The sequence below is a fragment of the Streptomyces sp. NPDC088812 genome (assembly GCF_044750285.1).
Taxonomy (GTDB): Bacteria; Actinomycetota; Actinomycetes; order Streptomycetales; family Streptomycetaceae; genus Streptomyces.
Window position 1 is genome coordinate 245,361 of the sequence record NZ_JBIVJP010000013.1, and the last position, 19,351, is coordinate 264,711.

The window sequence follows — 19,351 nt, forward strand, 5'->3', positions numbered from 1 at the left end:
GGGGACGCACGGAGGGAAGCGCGGCGGGCCGGTACAGATGGGAAAGCGCTTTCCCTACGGCTTCCCAAGGTAGGCCAAGCCCGGGTGCACGGCGGTGTATCCGTCCACGAGCCGGCGGGCCACGCCGACCGAGTCGACCAGCGGATGCAGCGCGAAGGCCTTCACCGCGGTGGCCCGGGAGCCGGACTCCGCGGCGGCGAGCACCTCCCGCTCGACCGCCTTCACCGAGCAGACCAGGCCGGTGGCATGGCCGGGCAGCGGGGCCGCGGCCACCGGGTGCGCCCCGTTGGCGTCGACCAGGCAGGGAACCTCGATCACGGCCTCGGGGTCCAGCGCCGCGAGCGTGTTCCGGTTGCGGACGTTGAGGATCAGGGTGGCGCGCTCGTCGCGGGCGATGGCCCGCATCAGGGCGAGGGCCACCTTCTCGTAGCCGCCGGAGAGGTCGTCGGCCTCGCGCTCCCCGGCGCCGGCCGTCTCCCGGTTCTCGGACATGTAGGTGGCCTCCCGCTCGGCGCGGGTGCGGTCCCAGGCGGGCAGCGCGGCCGCGGCCGGGTCGCGCATCTCCTCGTAGAAGCGGGCCTGCTGGTCGCGCAGGAAGGCGCCCCGGGTCCGCTCGGCCTCCCGGTAGGCGCGGACGGCCTCCCGGTTGAAGTAGTAGTAGTGCAGGTACTCGTTGGGGATCGCGCCGAGCGAGCGGAGCCATTCGGCGCCGAACAGTCTGCCCTCCTCGAAGGAGCCGAGCAGATCGGGGTCGGCGAGCAGGCGCGGGAGTTCGTCGCGGCCGGCCACGCGCAGGCCGCGCACCCAGCCCAGGTGGTTGAGGCCGACGTAGTCGACGAAGGCGTCGCGCGGGTCCGCGCCGAGCACCCGGGCGAGACGGCGGCCGAGGCCGACCGGGGAGTCGCAGATGCCGATGACCCGGTCGCCCAGGTGACGGGACATGGCCTCGGTGACGAGGCCGGCCGGGTTGGTGAAGTTGATGACCCAGGCGTCGGGGGCGAGGCGGGCGACGCGCCGCGCGATGCCGACGGCGACGGGGACCGTCCGCAGGCCGTAGGCGATGCCCCCGGCGCCGACCGTCTCCTGCCCGAGGACGCCCTCGGCGAGGGCCACCCGTTCGTCGTCGGCGCGGCCCTGGAGGCCGCCCACACGGATCGCGGAGAAGACGAAGGCGGCGCCGCGCAGGGCCTCGTCCAGGTCGGTCGTGGTGCTCACGCGGGGGGCGTCCGGCACACCGGCCGCCTGCTCGGCCAGCACCCGGGCGACCGCGTGCAGCCGGTCCGCGTCCAGGTCGTGCAGGACGACCTCGGTGACGCGGCCCTCGGCGCGGTCGGTGAGGAGCGCTCCGTACACGAGCGGCACGCGGAACCCGCCACCGCCCAGAATCGTCAGTTTCACGCCTGCACCTTTCCCACCGGGAGCACCTCGCATCCCGCCTCGCCATGACCGGCCGCCCGGAAGGGGGCCGCTCACCGCGTCCGTCGCCAGCCGCCCGGGAAGGCCCGCGCGCCGCGTCCATCACCGGCCGCCCGGGAAGGCCCGCGCGCCGCGTCCATCACCGGCCGCCCGGGAAGGCCCGCGCGCCGCGTCCATCACCGGCCGCCCGGGAGACGACCCACGGCACCGGGTGCCTGGGCGCCGCCGTCGACCCGCACGGGCCGGTCCCGCACGAGCCGGGGGACGGCGACCCGTGGGCCGACACCTGGTTCCACTCCAACCCGGTCTTCGTGGACGTCGTGGGCTGAGCGCGCCCGCCGGGAGGGCTCACGCGTAGAAGCGGGACAGACTCCGCAGCGCCGCGGCCGGCTTCGTCCCGCCCTCGATCTCGATCGTGCCGTCGACGGTGATCTGCACGCCTCCGGGCACGTCCGCGACCTCGGTCAGCCGGGCGGCCAGGCGTACGCGTGAGCCCACCGTGACGGGGGACGGGAAGCGCACCTTGTCCAGGCCGTAGTTGACCTTCGTGGTGACGCCGCGGACGTCGAGCAGCTCGGTGAAGAGCGGGATGAAGAGGGAGAGCGTGAGGTAGCCGTGCGCGATGGGGGCGCCGAACGGGCCGCCCTTGGCGCGCTCGGGGTCCACGTGGATCCACTGGTGGTCGCCGGTGGCGTCGGCGAAGGTGTCGATGCGTTCCTGGGTGACCTCGATCCACTCGCTGGTGCCCAGGTCGCTGCCGGCCAGCTTCTTCAGTTCGTCGAGACCGTCGACGGTGATGCTCATGGAGTCGTTCCTTCGTCAGGAGTCGGTGGGAGGTGCGGGGAATGACCGATGGGTGGGAGGAGGAGTGAGGAGTCGTCAGGTGCCGTCGCCGTAGCGGCGGCGCACCCGGGACTTCAGGAGCTTGCCGGAGGCGGTGCGCGGGAGGGCGTCCGCGACCACCGCCGACTTGGGGATCTTGTACTTGGCGAGGCGGCCGGAGAGGCCGGCCAGCACCTCGTCGGGGTCGAGCGCGGCGCCCTCGCGGGGGACGACCACCGCGCGCGGCACCTCGCCCCACTCCTCGTCGGGCACGCCGATGACGGCGCACTCGACGATGTCGGGGTGGGTGAGGAGCAGGTCCTCGATCTCGGCGGGGTAGACGTTCTCCCCACCCGAGATGATCATGTCCTTGATGCGGTCGACGATGTAGACGTATCCGTCGTCGTCGACCCGGGCGGCGTCCCCGCTGCGGAACCAGCCGTCGGTGAAGGAGGCGGCCGTCTCCTCGGGCAGGCCCCAGTAGCCGGGCATGACGTGCGGTCCGCGCACGACGACCTCGCCGGTCTCGCCCGGCTCGACGGGCACCAGGTCGGGCCGGACGACCCGGACGTCGCTGAAGAAGTGCGGCACGCCCGCCGAGCCCGCCTTGGCGACGGCGTGCTCGGCGTCCAGGAAGAGGGTTCCGGGGGCGGCCTCGGTCATGCCGTAGCCCTGGAGGAAGGTGAGGCCGCGCCGCTGGTAGGCCTCGATCAGCGGGGTGGGGACCGGGGAGCCGCCGCAGGTGAGGAGGCGCAGGGAGGACAGGTCGGCGTCGGCCCAGCGCGGGTGGCGGGCGATCCGGTCGAACATGGTCGGCACGCCGAACATGAAGGTGACGCGATGCCGTTCGACGAGGTCGAAGGTGGTCTCCGGGTCGAAGGCCTCGACCAGGACGCAGGTGCCGCCCTTCAGCAGCACCGGCAGCGTCAGCATGTTCAGGCCGGCCGTGTGGAACAGCGGCGCGGAGACCAGGGCGCGGTCGTCGGCGATCAGGTCGGTGTCGACGAGGACGTTGACGGCGTTCCAGGTGAGGTTGCCGTGGGTGAGCATGGCGCCCTTGGGCCGGCCGGTCGTGCCGGAGGTGTACATGATGATGCAGGTGTCGTCGGCGCCGACGGGCTCGTCGATCGGCTCGTCGGCGGCCGACGCCAGCGCCGCCTCGTACTCGGCGCCGACCTCGAGGTACGTGCGGACGTCGGTGCTGCCGGGCAGTCCGGCGACCAGGCCGGTGTGCGAGGGGGCGTGGAGCAGGGCCTTGGCGCCGGAGTCGGCGAGCTGGTAGGCGATCTCGGGGCCGGTCAGACGGGTGTTGAGGGGGACGAAGACCGCGCCGAGCGTGCCGGCGGCGAACAGGGTCTCCAGGTAGGAGGGGTGGTTCGGGCCGAGGTAGGCGATGCGGTCGCCGCGGCGCACGCCCCGGGCGCGCAGGGCGTGGGCCAGCCGTGTGGTGCGCGTGTGCAGTGTGCGGTAGTCGGTCGACCGCTCGCCGTGGACCAGGGCGGTGCGGTGCGGGGTCTTGCGGGCCCGGCGTGCGGGCCATGACCCCAGTCCCTCATTGCGCATCGGTCCGCCCCTGTCCGTCGTCGCCCATGGGAGAGCACATGGATGCCCCTTACGGTGTGGTCAGCCCGAGCAGGCGGGCGGCGTTCCCCTTGAGGATCTTCGGCCTGACCTCGTCCTTGATCGTCAGCTTGTCGAAGTCGGCGAGCCAGCGGTCGGGGGTGAGGACGGGGAAGTCGGAACCGAAGAGGACCTTGTCCTTCAGCAGGGTGTTGGCGTACTGCACGAGCTGCGGGGGGAAGTACTTCGGCGACCAGCCGGAGAGGTCGATGTGCACGCCGGGTTTGTGGGTGGCGACGGCGAGTGCCTCGTCCTGCCAGGGGAACGACGGGTGCGCCAGGATGATCTTCAGGTGCGGGAAGTCGGCGGCGACGTCGTCGACGTGCAGCGGGTTGGAGTACTTCAGCCGGATGCCGCCACCGCCGGGCACACCGGCGCCGATGCCGGTCTGGCCGGTGTGGAACAGGGCGATGGTGCCGGTCTCCTCGATCACCTCGTACAGGTCGTACGCCACCGACCGGTCGTTGGGGAAGAAGCCCTGGATGCTGGGGTGGAACTTGAAGCCCTTGACCCCGTACTCCTCCACCAGGCGCCGGGCCTGCTTCACGCCCGCCCTGCCGCGGAAGGGGTCGATGGAGGCGAAGGGGATGAGGACGTCGGCGTTGGCGGCGGCGGCCTCGGCGACCTCCTCGTTGGGGACGGGGGCCGTGCCGGTCGCGGACTCGGCGTCCACGGTGAAGATCACGGCGGCCATGTTCCGCTCGCGGTAGTAGGCGGCCGTCTCCTCGAGGCTCGGCTTCCGCTTGCCCTCGACCTTGAAGTAGGCGGAGGAGGCCTCGTGGAGGTCGTCGTCCAGGGAGGCGTGCCCCTTCGAGGAGACCTCCGCGTGGGTGTGGACGTCGATGGCGACCAGTTCGTCGACGTTCATGGAGTGGGTCATCACGCCCCCGGGACCTTGGGCGCGGGGATGCCGACCGTCTGGAGTTCGGCGCCCACCGACGTGGGGAAGGCGTCGGCCAGCGTCTCGGGGGTCCAGCCGCCGTCGGCGTAGGCCGCGCGGATCTCCTGCGGATGCGACCAGAGTGCCACCTTGTCGCCGCCGATGCCGATGGCCTGGCCCGTGATCCCGCGGGCGGCCTCGGAGGCGAGGAACGGCACCAGGGCGGCGCAGTCCTCGGGCGTGCCGAAGCCCTCGCCCTTGCGCAGGAAGTCCGGCAGCGGCTCGCCCTGGCGCATCGCCTCGACGTACGGCGCGAAGGCGGGGATGGTCTCGGTCATCGCGGTGGCGGCGACCGGGACGATCGCGTTGACGGTGATGCCGGCGCGCCCCAGCTCCATGGACCAGGTGCGGGCGAACGCGGCGATGCCGGCCTTGGCGGCGGCGTAGTTGGTCTGGCCGAAGTTGCCGCGCTGGCCGGCCGGGGAGCCGACCAGGATCAGCGTGCCGCCCCCGCCCTGCTCGCGCATCCGTACGGCGGCGGCGCGGGCGCAGGTGAAGGTGCCCTTGAGGTGGGTGGCGATCACGGCGTCGAAGTCGTCGTCGGTCATCTTCCACAGCACCTTGTCGCGCAGGATGCCGGCGTTGGTGACCAGGACGTCCAGCCGGCCGAACTCCTCGACGGCACGGTTCACGAGCCGGTCGGCGGCCTCGGCGGTGCCGACCGGGACCACCTCGGCGACGGCGGTGCCGCCCGCTTCGGTGATCGACTTCACGGCCTGCTCGGCGACCGCCTCGTCGACGTCGTTGACGACCACGGACGCGCCGTGCGCGGCCAGGGCGTGCGCGTAGGCGAGGCCGAGGCCCCGGCCGCTGCCGGTGACGACGGCGGCCTTGCCGGTGAGATCGATGCTGGGCACGGGTGAGTCCCTTCACGCGGTGACACGGGAGGTTCTGTTCTGCTCGGAGACGCGGGGTGCGGCTTCGAGATCGAAGCTAAGAGCAATAATTGTTGTCGTCAATAGTTGTTGTCTTCCTACGGGTGGGCCATGCTGGAATGCGCACGACGCAGCGCCGCCCCGTCCGGGGCCCGACACCAGGGAGCCCGCCATCGCCCGCCAGCCCGACGCCGTGAACACCGCACCGATCGACGCCGACGAGCCGTGGATGCGCGGGCTGCACGCGGACACCGGCTACCTGCTCTACCGCCTGGGCCTGCGCTCGGGTCAGCTGTTCAACACGTTCCTCCAGGAGTCGGGCCTGCGCCTGCGCCACTACGCGGTGCTGCGGTTCCTGGCCGGCACCGAGGGCGCGCTCCAGCGCGAACTGAGCGCACGGCTCGGCTACGACCCGAGCGCCATCGTCGGCCTGGTGGACGACCTGGAGAAGCTGGGCCTCGCCGAGCGGCGCCCGGCCCCGGACGACCGCCGCAGCCGGATCGTCGTCCTCACCGAGGACGGACGCGCCTTCCTGCGCGACACCGACGAGGCGGGCCTACGGGTCACCAACGACCTGCTGGCCGCGCTCGGCCCGGCCGAACGCGAGACGCTGCACGCCCTGCTGCTGCGCGTCGCGGAGGACGGCCTGGGCTGAGGATGTGCCCACGATTGACGGGCGGGCGGCGGCTGCCTAACTTCACCGGAGACCGGGATCCGGCACCGTGACAGTGAAGTCGAGGAACCCCTGGCCATGACCGCCCGCTCCGCGCCCGACCGGCTGCTGTCCGTGCTCGCCGCGTTCGACCACGCGCACCCGGCGCTGTCCCTCACCGACATCAGCCGACGGGCCGGGCTGACCCTGACGACCGCCCACCGCCTGGTGACCGCCCTCACCGGCTGGGGCGCCCTGGAGCGGGACGGGTCCGGCGCCTACCACGTGGGGCTGCGCCTGTGGGAGGTCGCGGCACTCGCCCCGCGCGGCCTCGCCCTGCGCCAGGTCGCGCTGCCCTACCTGGAGGACCTGTACGAGGCCACGCACGAGAACGTGCAGCTGGCGGTGCGGGACGGCACCGAGGTCGTCTACACCGAGTGGCTCTCCGGCCGCGCGGCGGTCGGCGTCCGCATCCGCGTCGGCGCCCGCTGGCCGCTGCACGTCACCGGCGTCGGTCTCGTCCTGCTGGCGCACGGCGGACCGGACCTCCAGGAGGCCTACTGCGCGGCACCGCTGTGCGCCTACACCGGCCACACGATCACCGACCGGGCGCGGCTGCGCCGGGTGCTGGCCGAGGTCCGGCGCTCCGGGGTGGCGGTGAGCAGCCGCCAGGTCACCGACGACGCCGTGTCGGTGGCCGCCCCGGTGCGCGGCCCGGGCGGCGCGGTGACCGCCGCCGTGTCGGTGGTCGTGCCCTACGCGGACGCGCGGGTGCCGGTGCTGGTGCCGGCGGTGCGGCTCGCGGCGCGCGGGATCTCCCGCGCACTGGGCTGGCAGCCGGACCCGGCCGCCCCGTGACGCCGGGCGGCCGGTCCCGTCGTCCCGTGACGCCGGGCGGCCGGTCCCGGTCGTCCCTCCGGCGCCCGGTCCGGTCGCCCTTCAGACGCCCCGTGACGCCGGGCAGCCGGTCCCTGTCGTCCCTCCGGCGCCCGGTCCGGTCGCCCTTCAGACGCCCCGTGACGCCGGGCAGCCGGTCCCTGTCGTCCCTCCGGCGGCCCGTCCCGGTCGCCCCTCGGACGCCCCGCCCTCACCGGAATCTCAGATTCCGTACCGGCGATTCAAAGGATTCACCCAGGAAGAAGTCGCATGATGCAGGCGCAAAGATGGACATCTGAGGAAGGCGTGCCGTGGGCGTCCCGCACATATCGAACCGGTCCGAGCAGCAGCCGGGGAGGTGGTCGCGGCGTGGTGTGCTGGCCGCGCTCGGTGCCGTGCCGGCCGTCGCGCTGGCCGGCTGCGGCACGGCGTCGGCGGGCACCCCCGGGACGACGGCCGGATCGCGGGCGGCCCAGGTGACCCAGCAGACGACGGCGGCGCAGACGGAGGCGGCACAGGCGACGGCCACCCCGACCGCGCAGGTCTCCGCCGCGCGGACCCCGGTGGTCTCGGTCTCCCCCGCGGACGGCACGAAGAAGGCCGCCTTCACCAGCCCGGTGGAGGTGACCGTGACGGACGGCACCCTCACCTCCGTGACGGTGACCGGCAACGACGGCTCCACCCTGAAGGGCTCCTACGACGACACCCGCACCCGGTGGACGTCGGCCCGCAACCCCTCCTCGGGCACCAAGTACACGGTCACCGCGCAGGCGGACGGCGCCGAGGCGCAGACGACGACCTTCAAGACCAAGTCGCCCGGCGCGACCTTCATCGGCGCCTTCACCCCCGAGGCGGGCTCCACCTCCGGCGTCGGCATGCCGGTCTCGATCAACTTCACGCACGCCGTGACGGACAAGGCGGCCGTGCAGAAGGCGATCACGGTGACCGCCTCCCCGGCCGTCGAGGTCGTGGGCCACTGGTTCAGCGACACCCGGCTGGACTTCCGCCCCCGGACGTACTGGGCGGCCGGCACGACCGTCACGCTCTCCCTGCGGCTGAAGGACGTCGAGGGGGCGAACGGCGTCTACGGCACCCAGTCGAAGGACGTCACGTTCCACATCGGCCGCGAGCAGATCAGCACGGTGGACCTCGCCGCGAAGGAGATGGTGGTGCGGCGGGGCGGCGCGACCATCGCCACCTGTCCCGTCAGCGGCGGTGACGCCGAGCACCCCACCTGGTCCGGGATCATGGTGATCAGCGAGCGGTTCCGGGAGACCCGGATGGAGTCCTCCACGATCGGCCTCGGCGACGAGTACGACATCGAGGACGTGCCGCACGCCCAGCGCCTGACCACCTCCGGCACCTTCATCCACGGCAACTACTGGGCGTCGGCCTCGGTGTTCGGCGGCGAGAACACCAGCCACGGCTGCATCGGCCTGCGGGACGCGCAGGGCGCGGCCGACAGCTCCGTGGCGGGCTACGCGTTCTACGAGAGCTCGATGCTCGGCGATGTGGTGGTCGTCGAGAACTCGACCAGGTCCACCGTCGATCCCAGCAACGGCCTCAACGGCTGGAACATGTCCTGGGCCGACTGGAAGGCGGGCAGCGCGCTCTAGAAGGCTCATGAAGATCTTGATGAGCCATCCAGGTCCTGTCGTCACCTTCCCGTCCGCCCTGCGACGACAGGACCAATAGAAGTCGTCGGCGCCGTTGCGGAGTTCGGGCGTCCATTGACTTGCTCCTCGGGCTGAAGCCCGAGGATTCTGGCCTTCCGTTCCGTTGCCGTGCCGCTACGCGGCACGGGGTTCGGTCGGGAATCCGTGGCTTCCTGTTTCTTCGCGCTGTGCCGGGATCGCTCCTGGTCTTACCGGCGCTCCGCAGGCCGATACCGCCAGTCCGGCGGCCGTTTTGACGTTGATCGCGGCGTTGGTGTCCCGGTCATGGACGGTGCCGCAGGCGGTACAGGTCCATTCCCGCACGTCCAGGGGTTTGGGTCCGTCCACGGTGCCGCAGGTGGAACAGGTCTGGGAGGTCGGTTCGAACCGGCCGATCTTGACCAGAGTGCGTCCATAACGCTGGGCTTTGTATTCCAGCATGTTCACGAATGCCGTCCAGCCCGCATCGTGCACGGACTTGGCCAGCCTGGTCCGCGCCAGTCCCGCCACCGACAGACTCTCCACGGCGATCCCTTGGTTCTCGGAGATCAGCCGGGTGGAAAGCTGGTGGTGGAACTCACGGCGGGCGTCGGTGACCTTGGCGTGGGCGCGGGCGACCTTCACCCGTGCCTTGTCGCGGTTCCTGGATCCCTTCTGTTTGCGGGACAACTCCCGCTGGGCCTTCTTCAGCTTCTTCTCCGCCCGCCGCAGGAACCGGGGGGAGTCGATCTTCTCGCCGGTCGACAGCACCGCGAAGTGGATGAGGCCGAGATCGATGCCGATGGTGCGGTCGGTTTCGGGCATCCGCGCGGCGTCTTCGGCGGGGTCGGTGTCGATGACGAACGAGGCGAAGAACCTGCCCCCGCTGTCCTTGATGACGGTGACCGAGGACGGTGTGCTGGGCAGGGTCCGGGACCAGCGCACCTTCACCGCCCCGATCCTGGGCAGGTCCAGGCGCCCGCTTTCGGTGATCTTCCAGCGGGCGTTGGCGGTGAACCGGATGGACTGCCGGGAGTCCTTGCGGGACTTGAAGCGGGGCGGGCCCAGTTTCGGACCCTTGCGGGTGCCCTTGAGGGAGGCGAAGAAGTTCCTGTAGGCGGCCTCGGCATCGCGCAGCGACTGCTGCAGGACGACCGCGGAGACCTCGCCCAGCCAGGCTCGTTCCGCTGTCTGTTTCGCCTGGGTGATCAGCCTCTTCGACAGCTCCCCCGCTTCCGGGAAGGGCTGTCCCTTCTTCCGGGCGTCTTCGCGGGCGCGCACGCAGTCGTTGAACACGACGCGGGCGCACCCGAACGCCCTGGCCAGCGCGGTGCGCTGACCGGCATCCGGGTACAACCTGAAGGCGTACCGGAGCTGCGATGCCGGCACCTCGGGGCTGCCCGACGAGCTGACCGCGATGTACCAGGCCGTCGCCCACCAGCAGATCGGGAACGACCTGGCGGCGCTGGGCCGATGGCACGAGGCGGAGGCGCCGCTGCGCCGGGCCCTGGCGCACTTCGAGGCCGCGCAGAGCCCGGCCTGGACCGAACCGGCCCGGCTCGACCTGGGCCGTGTCCTCAGCGCGCTGCGCCATCCGGAGGCCCACGAGACGCTGCTCGCGGCCCGGGACGCCCTCGTCGCGCTGAGGAGCCCGCTCCAGGGCGACGCCGCCTCCGCACTGGCACGCGACGAACTGGCCGCCGGCCGGCCCGGCTGAGCGACAGGGCCCGGTCCACTTCGCCCCCATTCACGGAGTGAACTCACTTACGGGCAACGGACTTTCCCTGTTTCACCTCTTGACGGCCGGAATCCCCGGAAGCACATTGGGGCCACTGTGAGAGCGCTCTCAGACTGTTCCCGGACTGTCCCGGGAGCGCTGCCCGAAGCCCCGCACACCCCACTCCGTACCCGAGAGGCCCCCATGAGTGAAACCTCCGGCACTTCCCGCAGACGGCGGCGCCCGTTCAGGCGGGCGCTCGTCGCCGCCGTCGGCACGCTCGCCCTCGCGGCGGCCGCGGCCACGGTCGCCTCCCCGTCCGCGAACGCCTCCGCGCCCACGCCCCCCTCGGGCTGGACGCAGGTCTTCCTGGACGACTTCAACGGCGCCGCGGGCACCGGCGTCAACACCGCCGACTGGCAGTACGCCACCGGCACCTCGTATCCGGGAGGCCCCGCCAACTGGGGCACCGGCGAGGTCGAGACGATGACGAACAGCACGGGCAACGTCTCGCTCGACGGCAACGGCAACCTGCGCATCACGCCGCTGCGCGACTCCGCCGGCAACTGGACCTCGGGCCGCATCGAGACCAACCGCACCGACTTCCAGCCCCCGTCCGGCGGCAAGCTGCGCGTGGAGGCCCGGTTGCAGATGCCGAACGTCACCGGCACGGCGGCCCAGGGCTACTGGCCGGCGTTCTGGATGCTGGGCGCCCCCTACCGCGGCAACTACCAGAACTGGCCGTCCGTCGGTGAACTGGACATCATGGAGAACGTCCAGGGCCTGAACCAGGTGTGGTCGACGATCCACTGCGGCACCAGCCCGGGCGGTCCGTGCAACGAGACCAGCGGCATCGGCAACACGACCACGTGTCCGAACACCACCTGCCAGTCCGGCTTCCACACCTACACGCTGGAGTGGGACCGCTCGGTGACCCCCGAGGCGATCCGCTTCTCCGTCGACGGCGTGAACTTCCACACCGTCACCGCCAACCAGGTCGACGCCACGACCTGGAGCAACGCCACCAACCACGGCTTCTTCATCATCCTGAACGTGGCGATGGGCGGCGGCTTCCCGGACGCCTTCGGCGGTGGCCTCGACGCCGACACCCGCTCCGGCGTCCCCATGGTGGTGGACTACGTGCAGGTGCTCCAGGCCGCGGGCGGCGGGGGCGGCACCACCCCTCCCCCGACCGGCAGCCGTGACGCCTACGCCGCCATCCAGGCCGAGTCCTACGACGGCCAGTCCGGCGTGAGCACCGAGACCACCACCGACACCGGCGGCGGGCAGAACATCGGCTCCCTGGCCAACGGTGACTGGGCGCTCTTCCAGGGCGTGGACTTCGGCTCCACGGCGGCCACCCAGTTCTACGCCCGGGTCGCGAGCGGGGCGGCGGCCGGCGTGAGCGGGCTGGTCGAGGTACGCCTGGACAGCCGGAGCAACGCGCCCGTCGGCAGCTTCTCGGTGGCCTCCACCGGCGGCTGGCAGTCGTGGCGGACCGTACCGGCGAACATCACCTCGGTCACCGGCACCCACGACGTCTACCTGACCTTCACCAGCGGTCAGCCGTCGGACTTCGTCAACGTGAACTGGTTCGACTTCGGCCACTGAGAGCACGGCGGCCGGCGAGACCCCGGCGGCCGACGGGAGACCGGCGGCCGGCGGGAGACCGGCCCGGCGGCGTTCAGCGCAGTTCCGCGCGGAACGCCGCCGGAGTCGTGTCCGTGTGCTGGTGGAAGAACTTGGAGAAGTTCGCCGGGTCGGGGAAGCCGACCGCCGCGCCGACCCGGCCGATCGGCAGCTCGGTGTGGGCCAGCAGCCGCTTCGCCTCCAGGACGACCCGCTTGTCGATGAAGCCCTTGGGCGTCTCGCCGGTCGCGGCACGGACCGCCCGCACCAGGGTGCGGCGGGAGTAGCCGAGCGCGTCGGCGTAGGCGCTGACGCTGTGGTTGGTGGCGAAGCCGCGCTCCACGGCGTCCCGGAACAGGGTGAAGGTGGTGTCCGCCCGGCGGCGGGCGGCCTCCGCGGAGCTGGCCGCCAGGTGCGCCAGGCGGAGCAGGAACGCGGTCAGGGAGTGCCGCAGCACCGCGGTGTGCAGGCTCAGGGGCAGGGTGGTGTCGTCCTCGTACTCGCGTTGCAGCTGGGCGAGGGCCGCGCGCAGGCCGTCCCACTGGGCCGCGTCGGGGTGGAGCAGGGGCGCCAGGTCGTAGCGGTACAGGCCGGTGGCCTCGACCGTGGCGCGGGGCAGGAAGCCGGGTTGCATGGTGAGGACGGTTCCGCGGTACTCGCTCGACTTCGAGAGGCGGTGGACCTGACCCGGGCGGATCCACAGCACGTCACCCGCCGCCGCCTCGTACTCGGTGAAGTCGACCATGTGACGGACGGGACCGTCGGTGAAGAGCAGTACGACGTGGAAGTCGATCCGGTGCACCCGGTCCAGGGGCGCGTCGGCGTGCCAGGTGCGGCCGGTGCCCATCGGGCCGACCTGCATGCCCACTCCGCCGACGCTGCGGTCGACCGGGAAGGGGAAGGTTCTGATCCCGCCGCCGATCCCGCCCCCGGTCCCGCCGCCGGTCCCGCCCCCGGTCCCGCCGCCGGTCCCTCCGCCGCCCTGGACCGTTGTGTCCGCCATGTCCGTCCCGTGCCGCCTCGTCCGCGCCCCGGACCCACCGGGGTGTCCCACTTTCACCACAGCCTGACACACAGGGACCTTCCGTCGAAAAAGTCAGACTTTTACTTTTGAACGCGTCAGACCAGCAGCTTCGCTCGGACCGAGGACTTCTTGAAGATGAGCACGCAGACACCGGACAGCTTCGAATGGACCGAACTCGACCGGCGTGCCGTCGACACCGCGCGCCTGCTGGCCGCGGATGCCGTGCAGAAGGTGGGCAACGGCCACCCCGGCACCGCCATGAGCCTGGCGCCCGCCGCGTACACGATCTTTCAGAAGGTGATGCGGCACGATCCGGCGGATCCCGAATGGACCGGACGTGACCGCTTCGTCCTCTCCCCCGGCCACACCTCGCTGACCCTGTACACCCAGCTCTACCTGGCCGGCTACGAGCTGGAGCTGGACGATCTGAAGGCGTTCCGCACGCACGGGTCGAAGACGCCCGGTCACCCCGAGTACGGGCACACGGCCGGCGTCGAGACCACCACCGGCCCGCTGGGCCAGGGGCTGGCCAACGCCGTCGGCATGGCGATGGCCGCCCGCTACGAGCGCGGTCTGTTCGACCCGGACGCCGCCGAGGGCGCGTCGCCGTTCGACCACACCGTCTGGGCGATCGTCTCCGACGGCGACCTCCAGGAGGGCGTCTCCGCCGAGGCGTCCTCCCTCGCCGGCCACCAGAGGCTCGGCAACCTCGTCCTCCTCTACGACGACAACCACATCTCCATCGAGGGCGACACCGCGACCGCCTTCTCCGAGGACGTCCTCAAGCGGTACGAGGCCTACGGGTGGCACACCCAGCGCATCGAGCCCGCGGAGAACGGCGACATCGACGTCCACGCCCTGTACACGGCGCTGGAGGCGGCGCGGGCGGAGACCGGGCGGCCCTCCATCATCGGCATGCGCACGATCATCGCCTGGCCGGCCCCGAACGCGCGGAACACCGAGGCCTCCCACGGCTCGGCGCTCGGCGAGGACGAGGTCGCCGCCACCAAGCGCGTCCTCGGCTTCGACCCGGAGCGGACCTTCGAGGTCGCCGACGAGGTCCTCGCCCACACCCGGGCCGCCCTCGACCGGGGTGCCGAGGCGCACGCCGCCTGGGACAAGCAGGTCGCCGCCTGGCGCGACGCCCAGCCGCGGCGGGCGGAGCTGTTCGACCGGGTCGTCGCGGGCCGGCTCCCGGAGGGCTGGGAGGAGAAGCTGCCGGTCTTCGAGCCCGGCAAGTCGGTCGCCACCCGCGCCGCGTCCGGGAAGGTGCTCCAGGCGCTCGGCGCGGTCATCCCCGAGCTGTGGGGCGGCTCCGCCGACCTGGCCGGCTCCAACAACACCACGATCGACAAGACGTCGTCGTTCCTCCCCGCGGGCAACCCGCTGCCCGAGGCGGACCCCTACGGCCGTACCGTCCACTTCGGCATCCGCGAGTTCGCGATGGCCGCGGAGATGAACGGCATCGCGCTGCACGGCAACACCCGTGTCTACGGCGGCACCTTCCTGGTGTTCTCCGACTACATGCGCAACGCGGTCCGCATGTCCGCGCTGATGCAGCTGCCCGTGACCTACGTCTGGACCCACGACTCCATCGGTCTGGGCGAGGACGGTCCCACCCACCAGCCCGTCGAACACCTCGCCTCCCTGCGCGCGATCCCCGGCCTGAACGTGGTCCGCCCGGCCGACGCCAACGAGACCGCGATCGCCTGGGCGGAGATCCTCCGCCGCCACTCCACCAAGCCCGCCCCGCACGGCCTCGCCCTCACCCGCCAGGGCGTGCCGACCTACGCACCGAACGAGGACGCCGCACGCGGCGGATACGTGCTGGCAGAGGCCTCGACGGCCACCCCGGACGTCGTCCTGCTCGCCACCGGCTCCGAGGTGCGGCTCGCCGTGGCCGCCCGGGAGCTGCTGGAGGCCGAGGGCATCGGCACCCGGGTGGTGTCGATGCCGTCCGTGGAGTGGTTCGAGGAGCAGCCGGCCGCCTACCGCGACAGCGTCCTTCCGCCGTCGGTGAAGGCCCGCGTCGCCGTCGAGGCGGGCATCGCCCTGACGTGGTACCGATTCGTGGGGGACGCGGGACGCATCGTCTCCCTGGAGCACTTCGGTGCCTCCGCCGACGCCGGGACCCTGTTCGCCGAGTACGGCTTCACCACCGAGAACGTCGCCGCGGCAGCCCGCGCATCGCTGGCCGCCGCGCGTGGTTGATCCGATCGCCAGAAAGAAGATGATCATTGTGACCGAAGCATCCGCCTCCGCGGGAGCACTCGAGCGCCTCTCCGACGAAGGCGTGTCGATCTGGCTGGACGACCTGTCGCGCAAGCGGATCACGTCCGGCAACCTCGCCGAGCTCGTCGCCGGCCGGCACGTCGTGGGCGTCACCACCAACCCGTCCATCTTCCAGGCCGCCATCGGCTCCGGAGAGGGCTACGAGGAGCAGCTCGCGGAGCTGGCGGAGCGGGGCGTCACCGTCGACGAGGCCGTACGGATGATGACGACCGCCGACGTACGGGCGGCCGCCGACGTCCTGCGTCCGGTGCACACCGCCACCGGCGGCCGGGACGGCCGGGTCTCCATCGAGGTCGACCCCCGCCTCGCCCACCGCACGGCGGCCACGATCGCCGAGGCCAAGCAGCTCGCCTGGCTCGTCGACCGCCCCAACGTCATGATCAAGATCCCGGCGACGAAGGCCGGCCTCCCGGCGATCACCGAGGTCGTCGGGCTGGGCATCAGCGTCAACGTCACGCTGATCTTCTCGCTGGAGCGCTACCGCGAGGTCATGGACGCCTACCTGGCCGGTCTGGAGAAGGCGCAGGCGGCGGGCCGGGACCTGTCGGCGATCCACTCCGTCGCCTCCTTCTTCGTCTCCCGCGTCGACGCCGAGATCGACAAGCGTCTGACGGTCCTCGGCACCGACGCGGCCCTGGCGCTGAAGGGACGGGCGGCGCTCGCCAACGCCCGCCTCGCCTACGCGGCGTACGAGGAGGTCTTCGCGGGCGACCGCTGGACGGCCCTCGCCGGAGCCAGGGCCAACAAGCAGCGCCCGCTGTGGGCGTCCACCGGGGTGAAGGACCCGGCGTACAAGGACACGCTGTACGTCGACGACCTGGTCGCCCCCGGCACCGTGAACACCATGCCGGAGGCCACCCTCGACGCCGTCGCCGACCACGGCGCGATCACCGGCGACACGGTGACGGGCGGCTACGCCCAGGCCCGCGCCGACCTCGCCGCGGTGGAGGCGCTCGGCATCTCCTACGACGAGGTGGTCACCCGGTTGGAGGACGAGGGCGTCGCCAAGTTCGAGGCCGCGTGGCAGGACCTCCTGGACGCGGTCACGAAGTCGCTGAACAGCAAGGGAGTTGACGCGGAATGAGCACGGCACCCACCGCCGGTACCTGGGTGAACGCACTGCGGGATCCCCGCGACCGGCGCCTGCCCCGGATCGCCGGACCGTCCGGGCTCGTCATCTTCGGCGTGACCGGCGACCTGTCCCGCAAGAAGCTGATGCCGGCCGTCTACGACCTCGCCAACCGGGGTCTGCTGCCGCCGGGCTTCTCGCTCGTCGGCTTCGCCCGCCGCGACTGGGCGGACCAGGACTTCGCGCAGGTCGTCCACGACGCGGTGCGCGAGCACGCGCGGACGCCGTTCCGCGAGGAGGTCTGGCAGCAGCTCGCCGAGGGCATGCGGTTCGTCCCCGGCGACTTCGACGACGACACCGCGTTCAAGCAGCTGCGCGACGCGGTCGAGGAGCTGAACGCCTCGCGCGGCACCGGCGGCAACTTCGCCTTCTACCTGTCCGTGCCGCCGAAGTTCTTCCCGAAGGTCGTCGAGCAGCTGAAGAAGCACGGCCTGGCCAACGCGCCCGAGGGCTCGTGGCGGCGGGCGGTCATCGAGAAGCCGTTCGGCCACGACCTGGCGAGCGCGTGCGAGCTGAACGCGATCGTGCACGACGTGTTCGCACCCGACCAGGTGTTCCGCATCGACCACTACCTGGGCAAGGAGACCGTCCAGAACATCCTGGCGCTGCGCTTCGCCAACCAGATGTTCGAGCCGATCTGGAACCGCTCGTACGTCGACCACGTGCAGATCACGATGGCCGAGGACATCGGCATCGGCGGCCGCGCGGGCTACTACGACGGCATCGGTTCGGCCCGTGACGTCATCCAGAACCACCTGCTCCAGCTGATGGCGCTCACCGCGATGGAGGAGCCCGCCTCCTTCGACGCGGACTCGCTGCTCACCGAGAAGCTGAAGGTCCTCAAGGCCGTGAAGCTCCCGGAGGACCTGGGCGAGCACACCGTGCGGGCGCAGTACGCGGGCGCCTGGCAGGGCGGCGAGAAGGTGCGCGGCTACCTGGAGGAGGACGGCATCGACCCCGCCTCCACGACGGACACGTACGCGGCCGTCCGGCTGAACGTCGACAACCGCCGCTGGGCGGGCGTCCCGTTCTACCTGCGCACCGGCAAGCGTCTGGGCCGCCGCGTCACCGAGATCGCGGTCGTCTTCCAGCGGGCGCCGCACTCCCCCTTCGACACCACGGCCACCGAGGAACTCGGGTCGAACGCGATCGTCATCCGCGTCCAGCCCGACGAGGGCGTCACCGTCCGTTTCGGCTCCAAGGTGCCGGGCACCTCCATGGAGATCCGGGACGTGACGATGGACTTCGCGTACGGCGAGTCCTTCACGGAGTCCAGCCCCGAGGCGTACGAACGCCTCATCCTGGACGTGCTGCTCGGTGACGCCAACCTGTTCCCGCGCCACCAGGAGGTGGAGGAGTCCTGGAGGATCCTCGACCCGATCGAGGACCACTGGGGCACGCACGGCAGGCCGGCCACGTACCCGGCGGGCAGCTGGGGCCCCGAGGAAGCCGACGAGATGCTCGCACGAGACGGACGGAGCTGGCGCAGGCCATGAAGATCGACCTGACCGACACCACGGCAAGCAAGGTCAACAAGGCGCTGGTGCAGGGCCGCCGCGCCATCGGCACCCCGGCCGTGGGCATGGTCCTGACGATGGTCATCGTCACGGACGAGGAGAACGCCTACGACGCCTACAAGGCGGCCGAGCAGGCCTCGCACGAGCACCCCTCGCGCACCCTGGTCGTCATCAAGCGGCACGCCCGCACCCCGCGGGAGCGCACACAGTCGCGGCTGGACGCCGAGGTGCGGGTGGGCTCCGAGGCCGGCACCGGCGAGACGGTCATCCTGCGGACCTACGGCGAGGTGTCCGACCACGCCGACTCCGTCGTCCTGCCGCTGCTGCTGCCGGACGCGCCGGTCGTCGTGTGGTGGCCGGTGGACGCGCCCGAGAACCCCGCCAAGGACCCGCTCGGCGCGCTGGCCCAGCGCCGGATCACCGACATGTACGCCGTGGAGCGGCCGCTGGCCGCGCTGGAGGCCCGACGGGAGTCCTACGCGCCCGGCGACACCGACCTCGCGTGGACCCGGCTGACGCCCTGGCGGTCGATGCTGGCGGCGGCCCTGGACCAGGCGCGGCTGCCGATCACCTCGGGGGCCGTCGAGAGCGAGGCCGAGAACCCGAGCGCGGAGCTGCTCGCCCGCTGGCTGGAGGCGCGGCTGGGCGTCCCGGTCGAGCGGGTCGAGACGGCGGGCCCGGTCGTCACCGCCGTACGGCTGGGCACCGACAACGGCGAGATCGTCATCGACCGCCCCGAGGGCCCGCTGGCCACGCTGACCCTGCCCGGCCAGCCCTCGCGCACCCTCGCGCTGAAGGTCCGCTCCACCTCCGAACTGATCGCCGAGGAGCTCAGGCGCCTCGACGCGGACGAGATGTACGCCGTCGCCCTGCGCGGCGAGGGCACCAAGGAGAACGGCTGAGATGTCCGACACCCCCCGGCTCACCCGCCGGCCCGAGTGGACCGCGCTGGAGGACCACCGCGCCCAGGGGCTGCCGCACCTGCGGGAGCTGTTCGCCGCCGACCCCGGGCGCGCGGAACGCTACGTCGTGCGCGTCGGTGACCTGCGCATCGACTACTCCAAGAACCTGATCACCGACGAGACCCTCGCCCTGCTGCGTGAGCTGGCCGCCGCGACCGGTGTGTTCGGCCTGCGGGACGCCATGTTCCGTGGCGAGCGGATCAACACCACCGAGCAGCGGGCGGTGCTGCACACCGCGTTGCGGGC

Annotated in this window: 16 protein-coding genes and 1 pseudogene; 10 read left to right on the forward strand and 7 right to left on the reverse strand. The window is 71.9% G+C overall.

What is annotated here, in order from left to right; translation table 11 throughout:
• Positions 1 to 54: 54 nt before the first annotated feature.
• The 5 genes from ACIP67_RS23790 to ACIP67_RS23810 form a co-directional block, all read right to left on the reverse strand.
• Positions 55 to 1,398, reverse strand: a complete 1,344-nt coding sequence (locus tag ACIP67_RS23790; RefSeq protein WP_401694360.1) for a 6-phospho-beta-glucosidase — start codon at positions 1,396 to 1,398, stop codon at positions 55 to 57.
• Between the two features lie 366 nt (positions 1,399 to 1,764).
• Positions 1,765 to 2,220, reverse strand: a complete 456-nt coding sequence (locus tag ACIP67_RS23795) for a MaoC family dehydratase (RefSeq protein ID WP_401694362.1) — start codon at positions 2,218 to 2,220, stop codon at positions 1,765 to 1,767.
• Positions 2,221 to 2,295: 75 nt separating this feature from the next.
• Positions 2,296 to 3,801, reverse strand: coding sequence for an o-succinylbenzoate--CoA ligase (menE, locus tag ACIP67_RS23800; RefSeq protein WP_401694364.1), 1,506 nt, complete (start codon positions 3,799 to 3,801; stop codon positions 2,296 to 2,298).
• 49 nt (positions 3,802 to 3,850) lie between these two features.
• Positions 3,851 to 4,726, reverse strand: a complete 876-nt coding sequence (locus ACIP67_RS23805) for an amidohydrolase family protein (RefSeq protein WP_401694396.1) — start codon at positions 4,724 to 4,726, stop codon at positions 3,851 to 3,853.
• Between the two features lie 11 nt (positions 4,727 to 4,737).
• Positions 4,738 to 5,655 carry an SDR family NAD(P)-dependent oxidoreductase gene (locus ACIP67_RS23810; RefSeq protein ID WP_401694365.1) on the reverse strand — a complete coding sequence of 306 codons (918 nt, stop codon included), beginning with the start codon at positions 5,653 to 5,655 and terminating at the stop codon, positions 4,738 to 4,740.
• A gap of 247 nt (positions 5,656 to 5,902) precedes the next feature.
• On the opposite strand from ACIP67_RS23810, the gene ACIP67_RS23815 reads away from it, so the two are divergent.
• The 3 genes from ACIP67_RS23815 to ACIP67_RS23825 all read left to right on the forward strand — a co-directional run bounded on the left by ACIP67_RS23815 (position 5,903) and on the right by ACIP67_RS23825 (position 8,817).
• On the forward strand, positions 5,903 to 6,328 hold the full coding sequence (locus ACIP67_RS23815) for a MarR family winged helix-turn-helix transcriptional regulator (RefSeq protein ID WP_401694397.1): 426 nt from the start codon (positions 5,903 to 5,905) through the stop codon (positions 6,326 to 6,328).
• A 96-nt stretch (positions 6,329 to 6,424) separates the two neighbouring features.
• Positions 6,425 to 7,183, forward strand: a complete 759-nt coding sequence (locus ACIP67_RS23820; protein WP_401694366.1) for an IclR family transcriptional regulator — start codon at positions 6,425 to 6,427, stop codon at positions 7,181 to 7,183.
• A 329-nt stretch (positions 7,184 to 7,512) separates the two neighbouring features.
• Complete coding sequence (locus ACIP67_RS23825) at positions 7,513 to 8,817, forward strand: Ig-like domain-containing protein (protein WP_401694367.1); 1,305 nt, start codon at positions 7,513 to 7,515, stop codon at positions 8,815 to 8,817.
• 174 nt (positions 8,818 to 8,991) lie between these two features.
• Here ACIP67_RS23825 and ACIP67_RS23830 read toward each other — a convergent pair whose 3' ends face one another.
• A complete protein-coding gene (locus tag ACIP67_RS23830) occupies positions 8,992 to 10,191 on the reverse strand; it encodes an RNA-guided endonuclease InsQ/TnpB family protein (protein ID WP_401694368.1) in 1,200 nt (399 codons plus the stop codon).
• Positions 10,192 to 10,252: 61 nt separating this feature from the next.
• Here ACIP67_RS23830 and ACIP67_RS23835 point away from each other — a divergent pair, with 61 nt between their 5' ends.
• Together ACIP67_RS23835 and ACIP67_RS23840 are read left to right on the forward strand one after the other, a co-directional pair.
• Positions 10,253 to 10,552, forward strand: coding sequence for a tetratricopeptide repeat protein (locus tag ACIP67_RS23835; RefSeq protein ID WP_401694369.1), 300 nt, complete (start codon positions 10,253 to 10,255; stop codon positions 10,550 to 10,552).
• 204 nt (positions 10,553 to 10,756) lie between these two features.
• On the forward strand, positions 10,757 to 12,163 hold the full coding sequence (locus ACIP67_RS23840; protein WP_401694370.1) for a glycoside hydrolase family 16 protein: 1,407 nt from the start codon (positions 10,757 to 10,759) through the stop codon (positions 12,161 to 12,163).
• A 73-nt stretch (positions 12,164 to 12,236) separates the two neighbouring features.
• Here the strand turns inward: ACIP67_RS23840 and ACIP67_RS23845 are convergent, their stop codons facing one another.
• Entirely contained in the window at positions 12,237 to 13,184 is a 948-nt protein-coding gene (locus tag ACIP67_RS23845; RefSeq protein WP_401694372.1) for a helix-turn-helix domain-containing protein, read from the reverse strand.
• 156 nt (positions 13,185 to 13,340) lie between these two features.
• Between ACIP67_RS23845 and tkt the strand changes: the two genes are divergently transcribed.
• The 5 genes and pseudogenes from tkt to ACIP67_RS23870 form a co-directional block, all read left to right on the forward strand.
• A complete protein-coding gene (gene tkt, locus ACIP67_RS23850; RefSeq protein ID WP_401694373.1) occupies positions 13,341 to 15,416 on the forward strand; it encodes a transketolase in 2,076 nt (691 codons plus the stop codon).
• 19 nt (positions 15,417 to 15,435) lie between these two features.
• Positions 15,436 to 16,581, forward strand: coding sequence for a transaldolase (tal, locus tag ACIP67_RS23855; protein WP_401694374.1), 1,146 nt, complete (start codon positions 15,436 to 15,438; stop codon positions 16,579 to 16,581).
• Positions 16,578 to 18,122, forward strand: coding sequence for a glucose-6-phosphate dehydrogenase (gene zwf / locus ACIP67_RS23860; protein WP_401694375.1), 1,545 nt, complete (start codon positions 16,578 to 16,580; stop codon positions 18,120 to 18,122). Before tal ends, zwf begins: the two co-directional genes overlap by 4 nt.
• Complete coding sequence (gene opcA, locus ACIP67_RS23865) at positions 18,119 to 19,045, forward strand: glucose-6-phosphate dehydrogenase assembly protein OpcA (protein WP_401694376.1); 927 nt, start codon at positions 18,119 to 18,121, stop codon at positions 19,043 to 19,045. Before zwf ends, opcA begins: the two co-directional genes overlap by 4 nt.
• 1 nt (position 19,046) lies before the next feature.
• Positions 19,047 to 19,351, forward strand: a pseudogene (locus tag ACIP67_RS23870) (glucose-6-phosphate isomerase); the annotation flags it as partial.